The sequence below is a fragment of the Peribacillus sp. Aquil_B1 genome, assembly GCF_022603275.1.
Classification (GTDB): Bacteria; Bacillota; Bacilli; order Bacillales; family DSM-1321; genus Peribacillus.
The window spans coordinates 151857-167139 of the sequence record NZ_JAKXEE010000002.1 but is presented as its reverse complement, the minus strand read 5'-3'; the positions used below and the strand labels follow the sequence as shown (position 1 = coordinate 167139).

The following is a 15283-nucleotide window of genomic DNA, read 5'->3' as shown; positions in this document are numbered from 1 at the left end:
ATATGGATATAGCATCCGTCATCGTGGATGTACCTGCTAAACAAACGGATCGTGAATTCGACTATCGCATACCTGAAAAATGGAACCAAGTCATCAAACCCGGAATGCGGGTCATCGTCCCATTCGGTCCAAGAATGGTTCAGGGATTCGTCACATGCTTAAAAGCTAAAAGCGACTTTGCGAAATTACGCTATATAAAAGAACCAATGGATTTGGAGCCTATCCTTAATGATGAATTGCTTCAGCTGGGTGACTGGTTGACCAAAGAGGCAATGTGCTTTAAAATTTCAGCACTACAGGCCATGCTTCCGGCAGCGATGAAAGCAAAGTATGAAAAAGTGATCAAAGTCGTTGAAGATAAAAAGGATCAGCTGCCTCCCTTCATTCAAACCCTTTTCGGAAAAAATGATTCAATATCCTGGAAAGACGTGATTGAAGGGGAGAACGCCTCCCTTTTCCAAAAGGAAATGCAAAATGGCAATCTTGAGCTCGTATATAATGTGAAAAACCGACTTAATAAGAAGACAATCCGTGTCATAAAATCTTTGCTTTCCCCTAAGGAACTGAAAGAAATGGCATCAGCCATGTCAAGCCATGCAAAAAAACAACAGGAACTCCTTCAATACTTTATTGAACATCAAGAGCCCATTCCGTTAAAAGAATTGCTTGAATTGATGAACACATCAAGCGGTACCGTCAAATCCCTAGTGTCAAAAGGGGCCTTGGCGGAAATGGATCAAGAAATATATCGTGATCCTTATGAAAACCGTGTGTTCGAGAAATCCACTCCCTTTACACTTACAGCTGAACAAACAGTTGCCTTGAAGCCTATCCAAGAGAAAATACATCATGATGAACATGATGTTTTCCTTTTATATGGTGTAACCGGAAGCGGGAAGACTGAAGTGTATCTACAGGCTATTGCCTCTGTCATTGAAAAAGGGAAGGAAGCCATCATGCTTGTACCTGAAATCTCCTTAACTCCACAGACGGTGAAGAGGTTTAAGGAAAGGTTTGGGGAGCAGGTGGCTGTCATGCATAGCGGTTTATCAGTAGGTGAAAAATATGATGAATGGCGGAAAATTCACCGTAAAGAAGTAAAAGTTGTGGTGGGCGCGCGTTCCGCCGTGTTTGCTCCTTTTGAAAACCTGGGGCTGGTCATCATTGATGAAGAGCATGAATCCAGTTATAAGCAAGAAGAAACGCCAAGGTACCACGCCAGGGACGTAGCCATTGAAAGAGCAAAATCATATGGGTGTCCGGTTATTCTTGGCAGCGCGACACCTACACTTGAATCTTTTGCGCGAGCCAAGAAAAATGTCTATAAATTATTGACACTTAGCCAGAGGATGAATAAAAATGCGTTGCCAGCAGTGGATATTGTAGATATGCGCGAAGAACTAAGAACGGGAAATCGTTCCATGTTTTCGGAGCTGCTCTTTACCAAGCTGAAAGACCGGCTTGAGAAGGGGGAGCAAACAGTTCTGATGCTAAATAAAAGGGGGCATTCTTCCTTTGTGATGTGCAGAAGCTGCGGATTGGTCATCAACTGCCCTAATTGTGACATTTCACTCACATATCATCGCTTTAATGATATAATGAAATGCCATTATTGCGGTTTTGAAGAGGGAATGCCTTCCGCTTGCCCTGAATGTGAAAGTGAACATATTAGGTTCTTCGGTACAGGCACTCAAAAGGTTGAAGAAGAGCTTGCGAAAATCCTCCCTGAAGCACGGGTCATACGGATGGATGTTGATACGACGAGTAAGAAGGGTTCACATGAGCGGTTGCTGAATGCCTTTGGTGAAGGGAAGGCCGATATATTGCTAGGCACCCAAATGATTGCCAAAGGCCTTGATTTTCCTAATATCACCCTTGTTGGAGTCCTTTCTGCTGATACGATGCTGCATCTGCCTGATTTCCGTTCTTCAGAAAAGACATTCCAGCTGCTGACACAGGTCAGCGGAAGGGCAGGACGTCATCAGCTTCCGGGAGAAGTGGTCATCCAAACCTATACACCTGAGCACTACAGCATCGAGCTTTCTGCCTTTCAGGATTATGATGCTTTTTATGAACGGGAGATGCATCTAAGGAGGCAAAGTCATTATCCTCCCTATTATTATGTTGTCCTTATAACCGTTTCACATGAAGATTTAATGAAGACAGTGAGTGTTACTGAGAAAATCACGAATTATTTAGGCTCACGATTGAATCGGGATTCAATCGTACTAGGTCCGGTTGCTTCGCCCATTAGTCGAATCAACAATAGATATCGCTATCAATGTCTGATAAAATACAAACGAGAGCCGGACCTGAATCAGCATTTACGCACACTTTTGGAGCATTATCAAAAAGAAACCGCTCAGAATCAGCTGCAGATTTCAATAGATTTAAATCCACAGATCATGATGTAATTGTTTAAGAGATGGATGATTACCGCGAGCTGCTACAGCTTGCGTTTTTATATAATGAAGTGCTGTTTTTCATATCTAGGAGGTTACCTTTAATTTTGGCTATTTTACCGATTGTTTTGTTTCCTGAAAAAATTTTACAACAAAAATGCGATAAAGTAACAAGTTTTGATAAAAAGTTGGCAAAGCTGTTAAATAACATGTATGAAACGATGGTGGAGGCGGATGGCGTTGGACTTGCAGCACCTCAGGTTGGCGTGAAAAAGCAAGTGGCCGTCGTTGAAATAGAGGAAGGATCAGGTGCGATCGAACTGATTAATCCGGAAGTGCTGGAAATGGAAGGCGAACAGACAGGTGTTGAAGGATGCTTGAGCTTCCCGAGTTTATATGGTGAAGTAACGCGTCCATACCGTGTCAAAGTCCGGGCACAAGACCGAAAAGGATCTTTTTTCGAGATAGAAGCGGAAGATTTCCTTGCAAGGGCCCTTCTGCACGAAATCGATCACCTGCAAGGAGTTTTATTTACAAGTAAGGTTTCCCGGTATATTTCGGAAGAAGAGTTAGAAAGGTATGGAGAAGAATGACGAAAATAATATTTATGGGTACACCGGACTTTTCAGTGCCGGTATTGAAAAGAATCATTGATGAAGGGTATGATGTGATTGCTGTTGTCACACAGCCCGATCGTCCAGTAGGGCGCAAAAAGGTGCTAACGCCGCCTCCAGTTAAGGTCGAAGCCGAAAAGCATGGGATTCCCGTTTATCAGCCAGAAAAAATTCGTGAAAAAGAAGAACTTGAAAAGATCATTGCATTGAATGCTGACTTGGTGGTGACCGCAGCTTTCGGACAAATCCTTCCGAATGAATTGCTGGATGCCCCTAAGTACGGATGTATTAATGTACATGCCTCCCTGCTTCCAGAACTGCGTGGAGGGGCGCCCATTCATTATTCCATTTTACAGGGGAAAGAAAAGACTGGGATAACCATCATGTATATGGCGGAAAAATTGGATGCCGGTGATATATTGACTCAGGCGGAAGTTGCTATAGAGGAACAAGATAATGTCGGAACGCTGCATGATAAATTAAGCAAGATTGGGTCGGATTTACTTGCAGAGACACTTCCGAAACTTATTAATGAGGAGTTACAGCCGATCAAGCAGGATGAGGCTAGAGCTTCATTTGCACCTAACATCAAGCGGTCAGAGGAAAGAATCGACTGGTCGAAATCAGGGGAAGACATCTATAACCATGTACGCGGCCTGAATCCTTGGCCTGTTGCTTATACAACCTTAGAAGGTTCCATTTTGAAGATTTGGCAGGTAAAGAAACTTGAAAATGGCAATCAGGCTGTGCCGGGCACGGTCATTGATGTACAAAATGATGGTTTCATCGTTTCGACAGGCAATGAGACGGCAATACTGGTTACAGAACTGCAGCCTTCAGGAAAGAAAAAAATGCCAGCGAAAGATTACTTGCGCGGAGCCGGATCGTTCATTAAAGCAGGCATGAAGTTAGGAGAACAGAATGAAGCAAACTAAAAAGGGAGTACGTGAAATCGCTCTCGATATTTTGGAATCTGTAGAGAAAAACCAATCCTACAGTAACCTATTATTGAACAACTTGATTAAAAAGCACCAGTTATCCGCCGTGGACAGCGGTTTGCTTACAGAAATAAGCTACGGTACCATACAGCGTAAGATGACTTTGGATTATTATTTGAACCCGTATATTAAACAACCTAAAAAAACGCAAAGCTGGGTCATCAATTTACTTAGGCTTTCCGTTTACCAAATGGTTTATTTAGATAAAGTGCCTGATCATGCAATCATTTTCGAGGCTGTCGAAATTTCCAAAAAACGCGGACACAAGGGTACATCTTCGCTGGTCAATGGGGTGCTTCGCAACATCCAAAGAAATGGTGTTCCTTCATTAGATGAAATTAAAGATGATCTGGAACGTCTTTCCATAGAAGTAAGTCATCCAATTTGGCTTGTAAAGCGTTGGGTAGAGCAATTTGGCTATGAAAAAACCAAGGAAATGTGTGAAATCAACTTAACTGCGCCATTACAGACGGGTCGGGTTAATTTAAAGAAGATTTCACGACGTGAACTGATCAGCATATTAACGGAAGAAGGATATGATGTTGAAGCAAGTGAGGTCGTTCCCGAAGCAATTGTCAGCTATAAAGGGAATCTTGCTCATTCAGAAAGCTATAAATTGGGTTATTTATCGATTCAGGATGAGAGTTCAATGCTTGTAGCCCATGCTTTGGGTGCAAATGAAAATGATGCTGTACTCGATTGCTGTGCCGCACCTGGAGGGAAAACGACACATATCGCAGAAGGCTTGACCACTGGACAAGTATATGCGCTCGACCTTCATGAGCATAAGGTCAAGCTCATTAAAGAGCAGGCGGAGCGCCTAAAGCTCAGAAACAATATTAAGACAATGGCCCTTGATAGCCGAAACGTGCAAGAACACTTCAATAAGGAAGGTTTTGACAGGGTCCTGATCGATGCACCATGTTCCGGGTTGGGAGTCATGCGCCGGAAGCCTGATGTAAAGTACACTAAAACAAAAGATGATATAATGAAACTCTCAAGTATACAAAAACAATTATTGGAATCGGCTGCCCCGCTTGTTAAGCAAGGCGGACGGTTAGTATATAGTACCTGTACGGTGGATAAAGAAGAAAATGACAAAGTCGCTGCAGCATTTTTGGAAAGCCACCCGGATTTTGAAAGCGATGCAACCTTGTCCGCAAGAATGCCTGAAAGCGTTCAGCCATTCATCGAGGGTCATACGCTGCAAGTTTTTCCGCAATATTTTAGCAGTGACGGATTCTTTATTGCGAGTTTTAGAAAGAAGGTGCTGTAATGGCAGAAATCACTAAATCATCTAGAGTAAGAAAAGATACGACACCAGAAAAACCGTCGATTTACTCATTGGAGCTACACCAAATTAAAGAATGGCTTGTTCAAAATGGAGAAAAGGCATTCCGGGCCGATCAAGTATATGACTGGCTTTATAAAAAACGTGTCTCCAGTTTTGAAGATATGTCCAACCTTTCGAAATCATTACGGGATAAGCTGGAAGCGCAATTCACTTTCACAACTTTGAAAACTTTGATTCAGCAAACGTCCAATGACGGAACGATGAAGTTTTTATTTGAACTCCAAGATGGTTATTCGATAGAAACGGTGCTGATGCGCCATGAATACGGCAACTCCATTTGCGTGACTACACAGGTAGGATGTAGAATTGGCTGTACATTCTGTGCGTCGACATTAGGCGGATTAAAGCGGAATCTTGAATCAGGGGAAATAGTTGCCCAGGTCGTGAAAGTTCAGCAAGCACTTGACGAATCGGAAGAACGTGTTAGTTCTGTCGTAATCATGGGTATAGGTGAACCGTTTGATAACTACGATAATATGATGTCATTCTTGAAGAATATAAACCATGAAAAGGGCTTGAACATCGGGGCACGTCATATTACCGTTTCCACAAGTGGAATCATTCCTAAAATCTATAAGTTTGCCGAAGAAAGCATGCAAATAAACTTTGCCGTTTCCCTTCATGCACCGAATACGGAATTGAGAAGTAAATTGATGCCGATCAATAAGGCCTACAAACTTCCAGACTTGATCGAAGCGATCAAGTACTATACAGAAAAAACAGGTCGCCGTGTAAGTTTTGAATATGGTCTATTCGGTGGCGAGAATGATACAGTGGAGCACGCTGAAGAATTAGCAGCTTTAATAAAAGGGATAAAATGCCATGTTAACTTAATACCGGTTAACTATGTACCTGAACGCAACTATGTACGAACACCTCGGGACCAAATTTTTGAGTTTGAAAAAACATTGAAGAAGCGCGGCATTAATGTAACGATCCGAAGGGAACAAGGCAGTGATATTGACGCAGCCTGCGGCCAGCTTCGGGCCAAGGAGCGCAAAGAAGAGACGAGGTGACCCTATGAGGGCAATATTTAAGACAGACCGTGGAAAAGTCCGCCAGCATAATGAAGATAATGGCGGAATCTTTAAGAACTCGGAAGGCGTTCGCCTTGCCATCGTTGCAGATGGCATGGGCGGCCACCGTGCCGGGGATGTAGCCAGTGCAATGACGATAGACCTTCTGAAAAAGGGCTGGGAAGTATCAACCGGAATCGAAACGGCAAATGATGCCGAGGATTGGCTGAAGCAGCAAATCTTCTCGGTCAATCAATTGCTTTTTGAACATGCAGAAGCGAATACGGAATGTAAGGGCATGGGGACAACCATTGTTGCAGCCATTTGCACCGACAAGTTTGCTACGATTGCCAACATCGGGGATAGCCGGTGTTATTTGTATAATGAGAGCGGTTTTAAGCAGGTCACGGAAGATCATTCACTCGTTAACGAATTGGTCCGTTCCGGTCAGATTTCGAAGGAAGATGCCGAAAACCATCCGCGGAAAAATGTTTTATTACGAGCCTTGGGGACAGAAATGCAAGTGGAAATGGACATTATGACGGTCATCTTCGAAGAAAATGATTTACTATTGCTTTGTTCGGATGGATTGACGAATAAAGTGAGTGAACAGGAACTGGAAGAAACGGTAACCAATGGACAGTCACTTGAAGAAAAGGCGAATTCATTAATAGATAAGGCCAATCACTACGGTGGGGAAGATAATATCACACTTGTGCTTGTTCAATTTACTGAAGAAAGTGAAAGCAGGTGAATTGAATGTTGATTGGTAGAAGAATCAACGGCCGTTATAAACTGATCGAGATGGTCGGCGGCGGCGGTATGGCAAATGTTTACCTTGCAAGGGATATGATCTTAGATAGGGATGTCGCATTGAAAATCCTTCGCATGGATTTTAATAATGACGAAGAGTTCATCAAGCGCTTCAATCGGGAAGCCCAATCGGCAACCAGCTTGGCCCATCCCAATATCGTGAGTATTTATGATGTTGGTGAAGAAGATTCCATCTATTATATTGTAATGGAATACGTTGACGGTTTTACACTTAAGCAATACATACAAAAATATTATCCAATTCCAGTTGATGAAGCCTTGGATATCATGAGGCAAATCACGGCAGCAATTTCACATGCCCATCATAATGGAATCATTCATCGTGATATCAAGCCACAGAACATTTTGATTGATAAAGAAGGAACCGTCAAGATTACGGACTTCGGCATTGCATTGGCCCTAAGTGCAACAAACATAACGCAGACCAACGCAGTCTTGGGCTCGGTTCATTATTTATCTCCGGAACAGGCCAGAGGCGGTATGGCCAATAAGAAGTCGGACATTTATTCACTTGGCATCGTCATGTTTGAATTATTGACGGGAAGACTGCCATTTTCGGGTGAATCAGCCGTGTCGATCGCTCTTAAACATTTACAATCGGAAACTCCGTCGCCAAAACGCTGGAACTCTGAAATACCCCAGAGTGTGGAAAATATTATCTTGAAAGCGACAGCCAAAGATTCCTATTACCGCTATGATAGCGTGGACTCAATGGAAGATGACATGCGGACGTCGCTTAATCCTGAGCGTTCAAATGAACTGCCTTTTGCCATTCCTGAAGATCATGATGCAACAAAAGCCATCCCCGTCATAACGGATGATCAGCTTTCCAGCGTCGATGAGACAATCATAAGGGGTCCTGAAAAAAATACTTTAGTTTATGCGGATGATGAGAAAAGTGATTCTGAAGCAGAGAGTAAAACGAAAAAGAAACAGAAGAAACAGAAGAAACAAAAGAAACAGAAAAAACAAAAAAACAAGTCTGAACATAAAGGTAAAAAACGAAAGAACATGCCTGCAATCCTGGTGACCACCTTTTTAGTTCTCGCCCTGCTTGCTGTTTTATCTGTCACTGTTTTACCTCCCCTTCTTGTTTCGAAGGAAGTGACGATCCCGGACCTTAAAGGGGAAGAATTGGATGATGCCATTACTGAATTGCTTGAGTTGAATTTGAAAGTTGGAGAAACGATCGAGATTGAAGATGAAGAGGTTGAAGCGGGTCTTGTGATCAAAACCAACCCTAAGGAAGGTAAGACGGTAAAGGAAGATGCAGTGATCGATATTTATCAAAGCATGGGTAAAGAGACGATTTCATTGTCCAGTTATGAAGGCCGAGACTACTCTGATGTTAAATCCCTGCTTGAAAAAATGGGATTCAAAAACATAAGCGTGACCGAAAAATATGATGACAGTGCTGCCGGCACGATCATAGATCAATCGCCCTCGGGCGCCACTGAGGTCGTACCATCCGAAACGGAGCTTGATCTAACGGTCAGTAAAGGGGCAGATCTGCTGAGCTTGAAGAACCTAACGGGGTTCAATCAAGCTGGCCTTGATGATTATTCCAGTGAAAGTGGAATAAAGATCGATGTCGAAGAGGAAATCTATGATGATTCCGTAGCGGAGGGGCTTGTCATTTCCCAGTCACCGGAACCTGCTACGAAGGTGGAAAAGGGCAGTACAGTGAAAGTGGTCATTTCAAAAGGGAAAGAAGAGATTCCTCCCAAGAGTGTAACGGAGGAAATCAAAATTGAGTATGATCCGGTTGAGCCAGGCAAAACGCAAAAAATACAAATTTTCATCGAGGATATCGACAATAGCATGACGGAGCCACAAGAAACATTCTATATATTGCAAGATGCGAAGAGAACAATCGAATTAATGGTTTCCCCGGATAAGAAAGCAGGATATAAAGTCATGCGGGACAATCAGGTCATAATTGACGAATCCGTCTCATATCCAGAATAAATTTAATAATTAGGAGTGTGGTTATGCCCGAAGGAAAAATTATCAAAGCATTAAGTGGATTTTATTATGTCCTTGATGGTGAAGAGGTCTATCAATGCCGTGGAAGGGGCCTGTTCAGGAAGAATAAGGTAACCCCGCTCGTGGGTGATTATGTTGTTTTTGAAGCGGAAAATAAAACGGACGGGACCGTTACCGAAGTAAAACCGCGAAAGAATGAATTGATACGTCCGCAAATCTCGAATGTGGACCAGGCAATCCTTGTCTTTTCGGCAGTAGAACCTGATTTCAGTCCGGCATTGCTCGATCGATTCCTCGTACTGATTGAAGATAACGAAATCGAACCGATTATCGTCGTTACGAAACTGGACTTGGTTACAGCTGAAAACCAAAAGAAATTGTCTCAGTATATCAAGGACTATCAGAAGCTTGGCTATACAGTACTGGAAACATCTTCTGTTACCGCTGGAGGAATTGAAGAACTGGTGCCGTATTTAGAAGGAAAAACCAGTGTATTTGCCGGGCAGTCAGGTGTTGGGAAATCGTCTTTGCTGAATGCAATCAATCCTGAATTGGCTTTAAAGACGGATGATATTTCTTCACACTTGGGACGAGGGAAGCATACCACCCGCCACGTTGAATTGATTCATATCGGCTCTGGACTTGTCGCGGATACTCCAGGGTTCAGTTCACTTGAATTCATGGAAATGGAAGCTGAACGGTTATCCTATTGCTTCCCGGAAATGCATAAACATGGGGAACACTGTAAATTCAGGGCATGCCTGCACGATAAAGAACCGAAGTGTGCAGTGAAAGAAGCGGTCGATGCCGGGGAAATTCCACGTTATCGATATGAGCATTATATGCAATTCTTAGAAGAAATCAGAGATAGAAAGCCGAGGTATTAAAATGGTTAAAATCGCACCATCCATTTTATCAGCTGACTTTGCAAAATTGGGAGAAGAAATTCTTGATGTGGAAAGGGGCGGAGCGGATTTAATCCATGTAGATGTCATGGATGGGCATTTCGTGCCGAATATAACGATAGGCCCACTAATTGTTGATGCCATCCGCCCGGTGACAAAGCTTCCGCTTGATGTTCATTTAATGATCGAACAACCAGATCGTTATATCGAGGCCTTTGCGAAAGCGGGAGCCGATTATATAACTGTCCATGTAGAGGCATGCACACATTTGCATCGAACGATCCAATTGATTAAATCTTTTGGTGTAAAGGCAGGCGTGGTGCTTAATCCGGCCACTCCAGCTTCCTTGATCCAACCTATAATCGAAGATATTGACATGGTATTGTTGATGACGGTTAATCCTGGTTTTGGCGGACAAAAGTTCATTAAATCCGTTCTTCCCAAAATTGCCGAAGTGAAGGCAATGGCGGAAATGTATAATCAAAATCTGGAAATAGAGATTGATGGTGGAGTAAATGAAGAAACGGCTAAACTATGTATTGAACAAGGGGCGACAATCCTTGTGGCAGGCTCGGCAATATATAATCAAGAAGATCGAAACGCAGCGATTCAAAAGATTCGGGGAAAGTGATATAAGCCGACACTATCATATTCGTATGATGGTGATCGGCTTTTTTTATCAATCAAACATAGGAATCTTTAATATGAATATGTAAAGAAAAGGATGATTTCGATGATTATTAGTATTATGGCTGGAGGTCCGGAATGTTTTTGGCCGGATCTGACATGGTATAAGGAGAAGACTGACCTTTGGGTCGGGGTTGACAGGGGAGTTTGGTCTTTGCTTGAAAAAGGTATCGAACCTAAATGCGGTTTTGGGGACTTTGATTCAGTTTCGGAAGGTGAATACAGGAAAATTGAGCAAAGGCTGGAACAAATCAATCTATACTCTTCGGAAAAGGATGAAACGGATTTAGAGATCGCATTTAAATGGGCAATAGGGCAAAAACCAAGTGAAATTCACATTCTGGGCGCAACAGGGGGAAGAATGGACCATTTTCTTGGGAATATCCAGCTGCTCCAAAAAGAAAGTGTCCTCCCTCATCATGGCGATATGGATATATACATAGTCGATCGGCAAAATATAATCACGGTAAAGACAGCAGGTTCATATGAGGTCACTGCTTTGAAAGATAAGAAATACTTGTCATTGCTCCCCGTAACGGCTGAAGTCACCGGCATTACACTTTCGGGTTTTAAATATCCGCTGGATGATGCGAGCTTGGAAATAGGTTCGACGCTTTGCATCAGCAATGAACTAATTTCCGAATCTGGGAATGTTTCATTTGAGAAAGGCATATTAATGGTGATAAGAAGCAGTGATTAAAATTCATGCTTAGAGCAGATTCGGATATAATTACGATCATCCTATATCCGCTTAAAAGCTTATGTTGTAATAGAAAAATTCCACTTCATCTTTAATTGTGGGATGCAAAGAGGAGGGGCATGATGAAATTTTATACGATTAAATTGCCAAAAGTTCTGGGCAGTTTGGTAAGGGCTATGCTCGGAGCGTTTAAAAAAGGCTGATACTTATCTCCATGACACCTCTCAAATTAAGGGAGGTGTTATTTTTTCTGTAAAATGGGGCGGCCATCCGTTAATGGGTGAAGGCTCCCTCCTTGATGCAGGAAAGACCTGATCAACGAATTGAAACCATCCCCATTACATACCGGCCATTACAAGTAAAAAGGCATCCTAAGAGGATGCCGTAACATTATACGCGTTCTACTTTGCCCGATTTAAGAGCTCTTGCAGAAACGTATACACGTTTAGGTTTACCGTCAACTAAAATACGTACTTTTTGAAGGTTAGCGCCCCATGTACGCTTGCTAGCGTTCATTGCGTGAGAGCGGCTGTTACCAGAACGAGTTCTTCTTCCAGTGATTACACATTTACGTGCCATGTCAAATTCCCTCCTAACTACAACAAGCTTAAGTTTTTCGCAGTCGTCTTAAGTCTTTGTAAAATACTTTAATAATTTATCATACCTACCGTTAGAATGCAATACTTCAGTTAATTACTTTCAAGAAAAAAACCTTGACATACATACTTCAAAATTGAATTATATATAGTACCGTAAGACATTTACTTTTAAAACCATAGACATTATAGTAAAATGTCTTTAGTTGATTTGATTTTTGGGAGGGAAAAGAAAATGTCTATCGAATTACAAACGAAGTATGGACAAATTGATATCTCTAATGAGGTTATCGCTACTGTAGCAGGCGGCGCAGCCGTGGATTGCTACGGAATTATAGGAATGTCTTCCAAAAAACAATTTAAAGACGGCATTGCCGAAATTTTAAGAAAAGAAAACTTTACTAAGGGTGTAATTGTCCGTCAAGAAGAGGAAGAAGTTCATATCGATATGTATATTATCGTAAGTTATGGAACGAAAATCTCGGAAGTTGCACATAATGTGCAATCAAAGGTAAAGTACACCCTGGACAAAACTGTAGGATTAGCTGTTGATTCCGTCAACATTTTTGTACAGGGAGTTCGTGTGACGAACCCTTAAGTATAGGAGGAAAGTTTTGTGTCAATTACAAGTTTGAACGGAAAGCGCTTTGCAGAAATGATCATTCAAGGTGCCAACCATTTAGCGGCTAATGCCCAAATGGTTGATGCGTTGAATGTTTTCCCTGTTCCAGATGGGGATACAGGAACGAATATGAATTTATCGATGACTTCGGGTGCGAAGGAAGTGCAAAACAACGTCCAGGAACACATCGGGAAAGTGGGTGCGTCACTTTCAAGAGGACTGTTAATGGGCGCACGCGGCAATTCGGGAGTTATCCTTTCGCAACTGTTCCGCGGTTTTGCTAAAGCGATTGAACATAAATCGGAAATCAATAGTGAAGAATTTGCCCAAGCTTTTGAAGCGGGGGTTCAGACAGCTTATAAAGCCGTTATGAAACCTGTTGAAGGAACCATTTTAACGGTTGCAAAAGATGCAGCCAAGCAAGCGGTTTCATCAGCAGCCAAGCATATAGACCTTATTCAGGTGATGGAGGAAATCGTTACGGAGGCCAATGCTTCATTAAAACGCACACCGGATCTTCTTCCAGTCTTAAAAGAAGTGGGAGTCGTTGATAGCGGAGGGCAAGGGTTGGTGTTCGTTTATGAAGGTTTCCTTGCTGAGCTGAAAGGTGAGGCCCTTCCAGTCCGACCTGCAAATGGCCCAAGCATGGATGACATGATCAATGCCGAACATCACATGAATGTACAAGGGCATATGAACACGGAAGATATCGTATATGGCTACTGCACGGAATTCATGGTCCGTTTGGAAAGTGAAAAACTTGCCAATGAATCATTTGATGAAGAAAAGTTCAGAAATGATTTAAGTGAATACGGAGATTCTTTATTAGTCATTTCAGATGATGAAGTCGTCAAGGTACATATTCACTCTGAACAGCCTGGCACGTGCCTGAATTATGGACAGCAATATGGTAGCTTAATAAAAATGAAAATCGATAATATGCGTGAACAGCATACTGCGATTGTAGGTGAGACGAATACACCGCTTCAAACTAAACCGTCCACCAAAGAGAAATATGCTATAGTGTCAGTGGCGATGGGTGCTGGCATCAGTGAATTATTCAAAAGTATTGGCGCTAAGTCTGTCATCGAAGGCGGACAAACGATGAACCCTAGCACGGAAGATATCGTTAAAGCTGTCGAAGAGGCATACGCAGATCATGTGATCATCTTGCCTAACAATAAAAATATCATCATGGCGGCCAATCAGGCTGCTGATGTACTCGGGGATCATGTGACGGTCATCCCGACAAAAACAGTACCACAGGGAATGGCTGCATTGCTGGCTTTCAACCCTTCACTTGATGCTGAAGAGAATAAAAAAGCGATGATCGAAGCCCTTTCACATGTGAAAACGGGCCAGATTACTTATGCTGTCCGGGATACCAACATTGACGGTCTTGCAATCGAGACCGGGGACTTCATGGGAATTGCTGAAGGCACCATCAAAGTGAAGGATAAAGACATGACTCAAGCTGCAAAAGATCTTCTTTCCGATATGATTGATGAAGATTCAGAAATCCTTACCATTTTATATGGAGAAGATGCCACTGCTGAAAATGTCGAAAGTCTTGTTGCGTTTTGCAATGAGAATTTCGAAGACGTTGAAGTTGAAGTGCATAATGGGAAACAACCTTTATATTCTTTCATTTTTTCAATTGAATAAGTAGAGAACCATGAAGATGAGGGAGACTTATTCGTCACAATGTTTAAGGATCCTGAAAAAAATAAAAGGCAATAAACTGCATATGTCATTAGGCTATGCAGTTTTATTTTTTATGAAAAGAAGGATTACGGACAGCGTAATTGTAATAACAATATATCAGGCTTTATTATTAAACTGACTCCCAGTGTATAGAAGGAGGAGCAAATCATGAAATTTAGAAGTGTATTCGATATAATTGGTCCTGTTATGATTGGCCCCTCTAGTTCCCATACAGCAGGAGCTGCAAGGATCGGCAGGGTTGCCAGGAATTTATTCGACCGGGAACCCAAATGGGCCCATATTTCTTTTTACGGATCGTTTGCCAAAACCTATAAAGGCCATGGAACGGATGTAGCCATTGTAGGAGGCTTACTTGATTTTGATACATTTGATGAGAGAATCAAAGAATCGCTGGAAATTGCCCGCAAAAAGAAAATGAAAATTACTTTTCGGGAAGAAGAAGCCGTACCGGAGCATCCCAATACAGCAAAAATAACGGTTGGTGATGAGGATGGTGAACTGGAACTTGTCGGAATATCGATAGGCGGCGGGAAAATCGAAATCGTCGAACTGAACGGGTTTAAATTGAGGCTCTCCGGGCACAACCCTGCCATACTGGTCGTTCATGATGATCGATTTGGTGCCATCGCGAATGTTTCAAACATATTAGCCAAGCATCAAATCAATATTGGTCAGATGGAAGTCTCCCGAAAAGAAAAAGGGATGATGGCCTTGATGACGATTGAAGTGGACCAAAACCTGGAGGATCACGTCATCGCTGAAATTACAGCACTCCCCAATATCACTCAAGTAGCGAGGATTGTGGATTGATAGGGCAATCGTTTCCACTTAGGAAGGAGAAGAA

At 42.4% G+C, this 15283-nt stretch carries 15 protein-coding genes; 14 read left to right on the top strand and 1 reads right to left on the bottom strand.

Going from position 1 to position 15283, the window contains the following annotated elements; translation table 11 throughout:
* The first annotated feature begins 2 nt into the window (after positions 1-2).
* The 11 genes from priA (at position 3) to spoVM (ending at position 11699) form a co-directional block, all read left to right on the top strand.
* The gene (priA, locus tag MPH60_RS14470) at positions 3-2414 is read left to right on the top strand and encodes a primosomal protein N' (protein ID WP_241591093.1); all 2412 of its coding nucleotides are present in this window, start codon (positions 3-5) and stop codon (positions 2412-2414) included.
* 95 nt (positions 2415-2509) lie between these two features.
* Positions 2510-2995, top strand: coding sequence for a peptide deformylase (def, locus tag MPH60_RS14465; protein WP_241591096.1), 486 nt, complete (start codon positions 2510-2512; stop codon positions 2993-2995).
* Complete coding sequence (fmt, locus tag MPH60_RS14460; RefSeq protein ID WP_241591098.1) at positions 2992-3951, top strand: methionyl-tRNA formyltransferase; 960 nt, start codon at positions 2992-2994, stop codon at positions 3949-3951. Before def ends, fmt begins: the two co-directional genes overlap by 4 nt.
* On the top strand, positions 3938-5290 hold the full coding sequence (gene rsmB / locus MPH60_RS14455; protein WP_241591100.1) for a 16S rRNA (cytosine(967)-C(5))-methyltransferase RsmB: 1353 nt from the start codon (positions 3938-3940) through the stop codon (positions 5288-5290). The genes fmt and rsmB overlap by 14 nt, the downstream gene beginning before the upstream one ends.
* Positions 5290-6384: a 23S rRNA (adenine(2503)-C(2))-methyltransferase RlmN gene (rlmN, locus tag MPH60_RS14450; protein WP_241591102.1), complete on the top strand. Its 1095-nt coding sequence runs from the start codon at positions 5290-5292 to the stop codon at positions 6382-6384. Before rsmB ends, rlmN begins: the two co-directional genes overlap by 1 nt.
* Positions 6385-6388: 4 nt before the next feature.
* The gene (locus MPH60_RS14445) at positions 6389-7138 is read left to right on the top strand and encodes a Stp1/IreP family PP2C-type Ser/Thr phosphatase (RefSeq protein ID WP_137018768.1); all 750 of its coding nucleotides are present in this window, start codon (positions 6389-6391) and stop codon (positions 7136-7138) included.
* A gap of 5 nt (positions 7139-7143) precedes the next feature.
* Positions 7144-9186, top strand: a complete 2043-nt coding sequence (gene pknB, locus MPH60_RS14440; RefSeq protein ID WP_241591105.1) for a Stk1 family PASTA domain-containing Ser/Thr kinase — start codon at positions 7144-7146, stop codon at positions 9184-9186.
* 23 nt (positions 9187-9209) lie between these two features.
* Positions 9210-10091: a ribosome small subunit-dependent GTPase A gene (gene rsgA, locus MPH60_RS14435; RefSeq protein ID WP_241591107.1), complete on the top strand. Its 882-nt coding sequence runs from the start codon at positions 9210-9212 to the stop codon at positions 10089-10091.
* Between the two features lies 1 nt (position 10092).
* Positions 10093-10740: a ribulose-phosphate 3-epimerase gene (gene rpe / locus MPH60_RS14430; protein ID WP_241591109.1), complete on the top strand. Its 648-nt coding sequence runs from the start codon at positions 10093-10095 to the stop codon at positions 10738-10740.
* A 102-nt stretch (positions 10741-10842) separates the two neighbouring features.
* Positions 10843-11496 (top strand): thiamine diphosphokinase, encoded by a 654-nt coding sequence (locus MPH60_RS14425; protein WP_241591112.1) that lies wholly within the window; start codon positions 10843-10845, stop codon positions 11494-11496.
* Between the two features lie 122 nt (positions 11497-11618).
* Positions 11619-11699, top strand: a complete 81-nt coding sequence (spoVM, locus tag MPH60_RS14420) for a stage V sporulation protein SpoVM (protein ID WP_034313769.1) — start codon at positions 11619-11621, stop codon at positions 11697-11699.
* 187 nt (positions 11700-11886) lie between these two features.
* On the opposite strand, the gene rpmB is transcribed toward spoVM, so the two are convergent.
* On the bottom strand, positions 11887-12075 hold the full coding sequence (rpmB, locus tag MPH60_RS14415; RefSeq protein ID WP_034313767.1) for a 50S ribosomal protein L28: 189 nt from the start codon (positions 12073-12075) through the stop codon (positions 11887-11889).
* A 252-nt stretch (positions 12076-12327) separates the two neighbouring features.
* Between rpmB and MPH60_RS14410 the strand changes: the two genes are divergently transcribed.
* The 3 genes from MPH60_RS14410 (at position 12328) to sdaAB (ending at position 15249) form a co-directional block, all read left to right on the top strand.
* Positions 12328-12690 carry an Asp23/Gls24 family envelope stress response protein gene (locus MPH60_RS14410; protein WP_034313762.1) on the top strand — a complete coding sequence of 121 codons (363 nt, stop codon included), beginning with the start codon at positions 12328-12330 and terminating at the stop codon, positions 12688-12690.
* Between the two features lie 18 nt (positions 12691-12708).
* On the top strand, positions 12709-14379 hold the full coding sequence (locus tag MPH60_RS14405; RefSeq protein ID WP_241591113.1) for a DAK2 domain-containing protein: 1671 nt from the start codon (positions 12709-12711) through the stop codon (positions 14377-14379).
* A 207-nt stretch (positions 14380-14586) separates the two neighbouring features.
* Positions 14587-15249 (top strand): L-serine ammonia-lyase, iron-sulfur-dependent subunit beta, encoded by a 663-nt coding sequence (gene sdaAB, locus MPH60_RS14400; protein WP_241591115.1) that lies wholly within the window; start codon positions 14587-14589, stop codon positions 15247-15249.
* Positions 15250-15283 lie beyond the last annotated feature (34 nt).

Bases quoted from the DNA above. Each gene is read 5' to 3' on its own strand.
- priA (WP_241591093.1), top strand. From the start codon at position 3: ATGGATATAGCATCCGTCATCGTGGATGTACCTGCTAAACAAACGGAT.
- fmt (WP_241591098.1), top strand. From the start codon at position 2,992: ATGACGAAAATAATATTTATGGGTACACCGGACTTTTCAGTGCCGGTA.
- rsmB (WP_241591100.1), top strand. From the start codon at position 3,938: ATGAAGCAAACTAAAAAGGGAGTACGTGAAATCGCTCTCGATATTTTG.
- rlmN (WP_241591102.1), top strand. From the start codon at position 5,290: ATGGCAGAAATCACTAAATCATCTAGAGTAAGAAAAGATACGACACCA.
- MPH60_RS14445 (WP_137018768.1), top strand. From the start codon at position 6,389: ATGAGGGCAATATTTAAGACAGACCGTGGAAAAGTCCGCCAGCATAAT.
- pknB (WP_241591105.1), top strand. From the start codon at position 7,144: ATGTTGATTGGTAGAAGAATCAACGGCCGTTATAAACTGATCGAGATG.
- rsgA (WP_241591107.1), top strand. From the start codon at position 9,210: ATGCCCGAAGGAAAAATTATCAAAGCATTAAGTGGATTTTATTATGTC.
- rpe (WP_241591109.1), top strand. From the start codon at position 10,093: ATGGTTAAAATCGCACCATCCATTTTATCAGCTGACTTTGCAAAATTG.
- MPH60_RS14425 (WP_241591112.1), top strand. From the start codon at position 10,843: ATGATTATTAGTATTATGGCTGGAGGTCCGGAATGTTTTTGGCCGGAT.
- spoVM (WP_034313769.1), top strand. From the start codon at position 11,619: ATGAAATTTTATACGATTAAATTGCCAAAAGTTCTGGGCAGTTTGGTA.
- rpmB (WP_034313767.1), bottom strand. From the start codon at position 12,075: ATGGCACGTAAATGTGTAATCACTGGAAGAAGAACTCGTTCTGGTAAC.
- MPH60_RS14410 (WP_034313762.1), top strand. From the start codon at position 12,328: ATGTCTATCGAATTACAAACGAAGTATGGACAAATTGATATCTCTAAT.
- sdaAB (WP_241591115.1), top strand. From the start codon at position 14,587: ATGAAATTTAGAAGTGTATTCGATATAATTGGTCCTGTTATGATTGGC.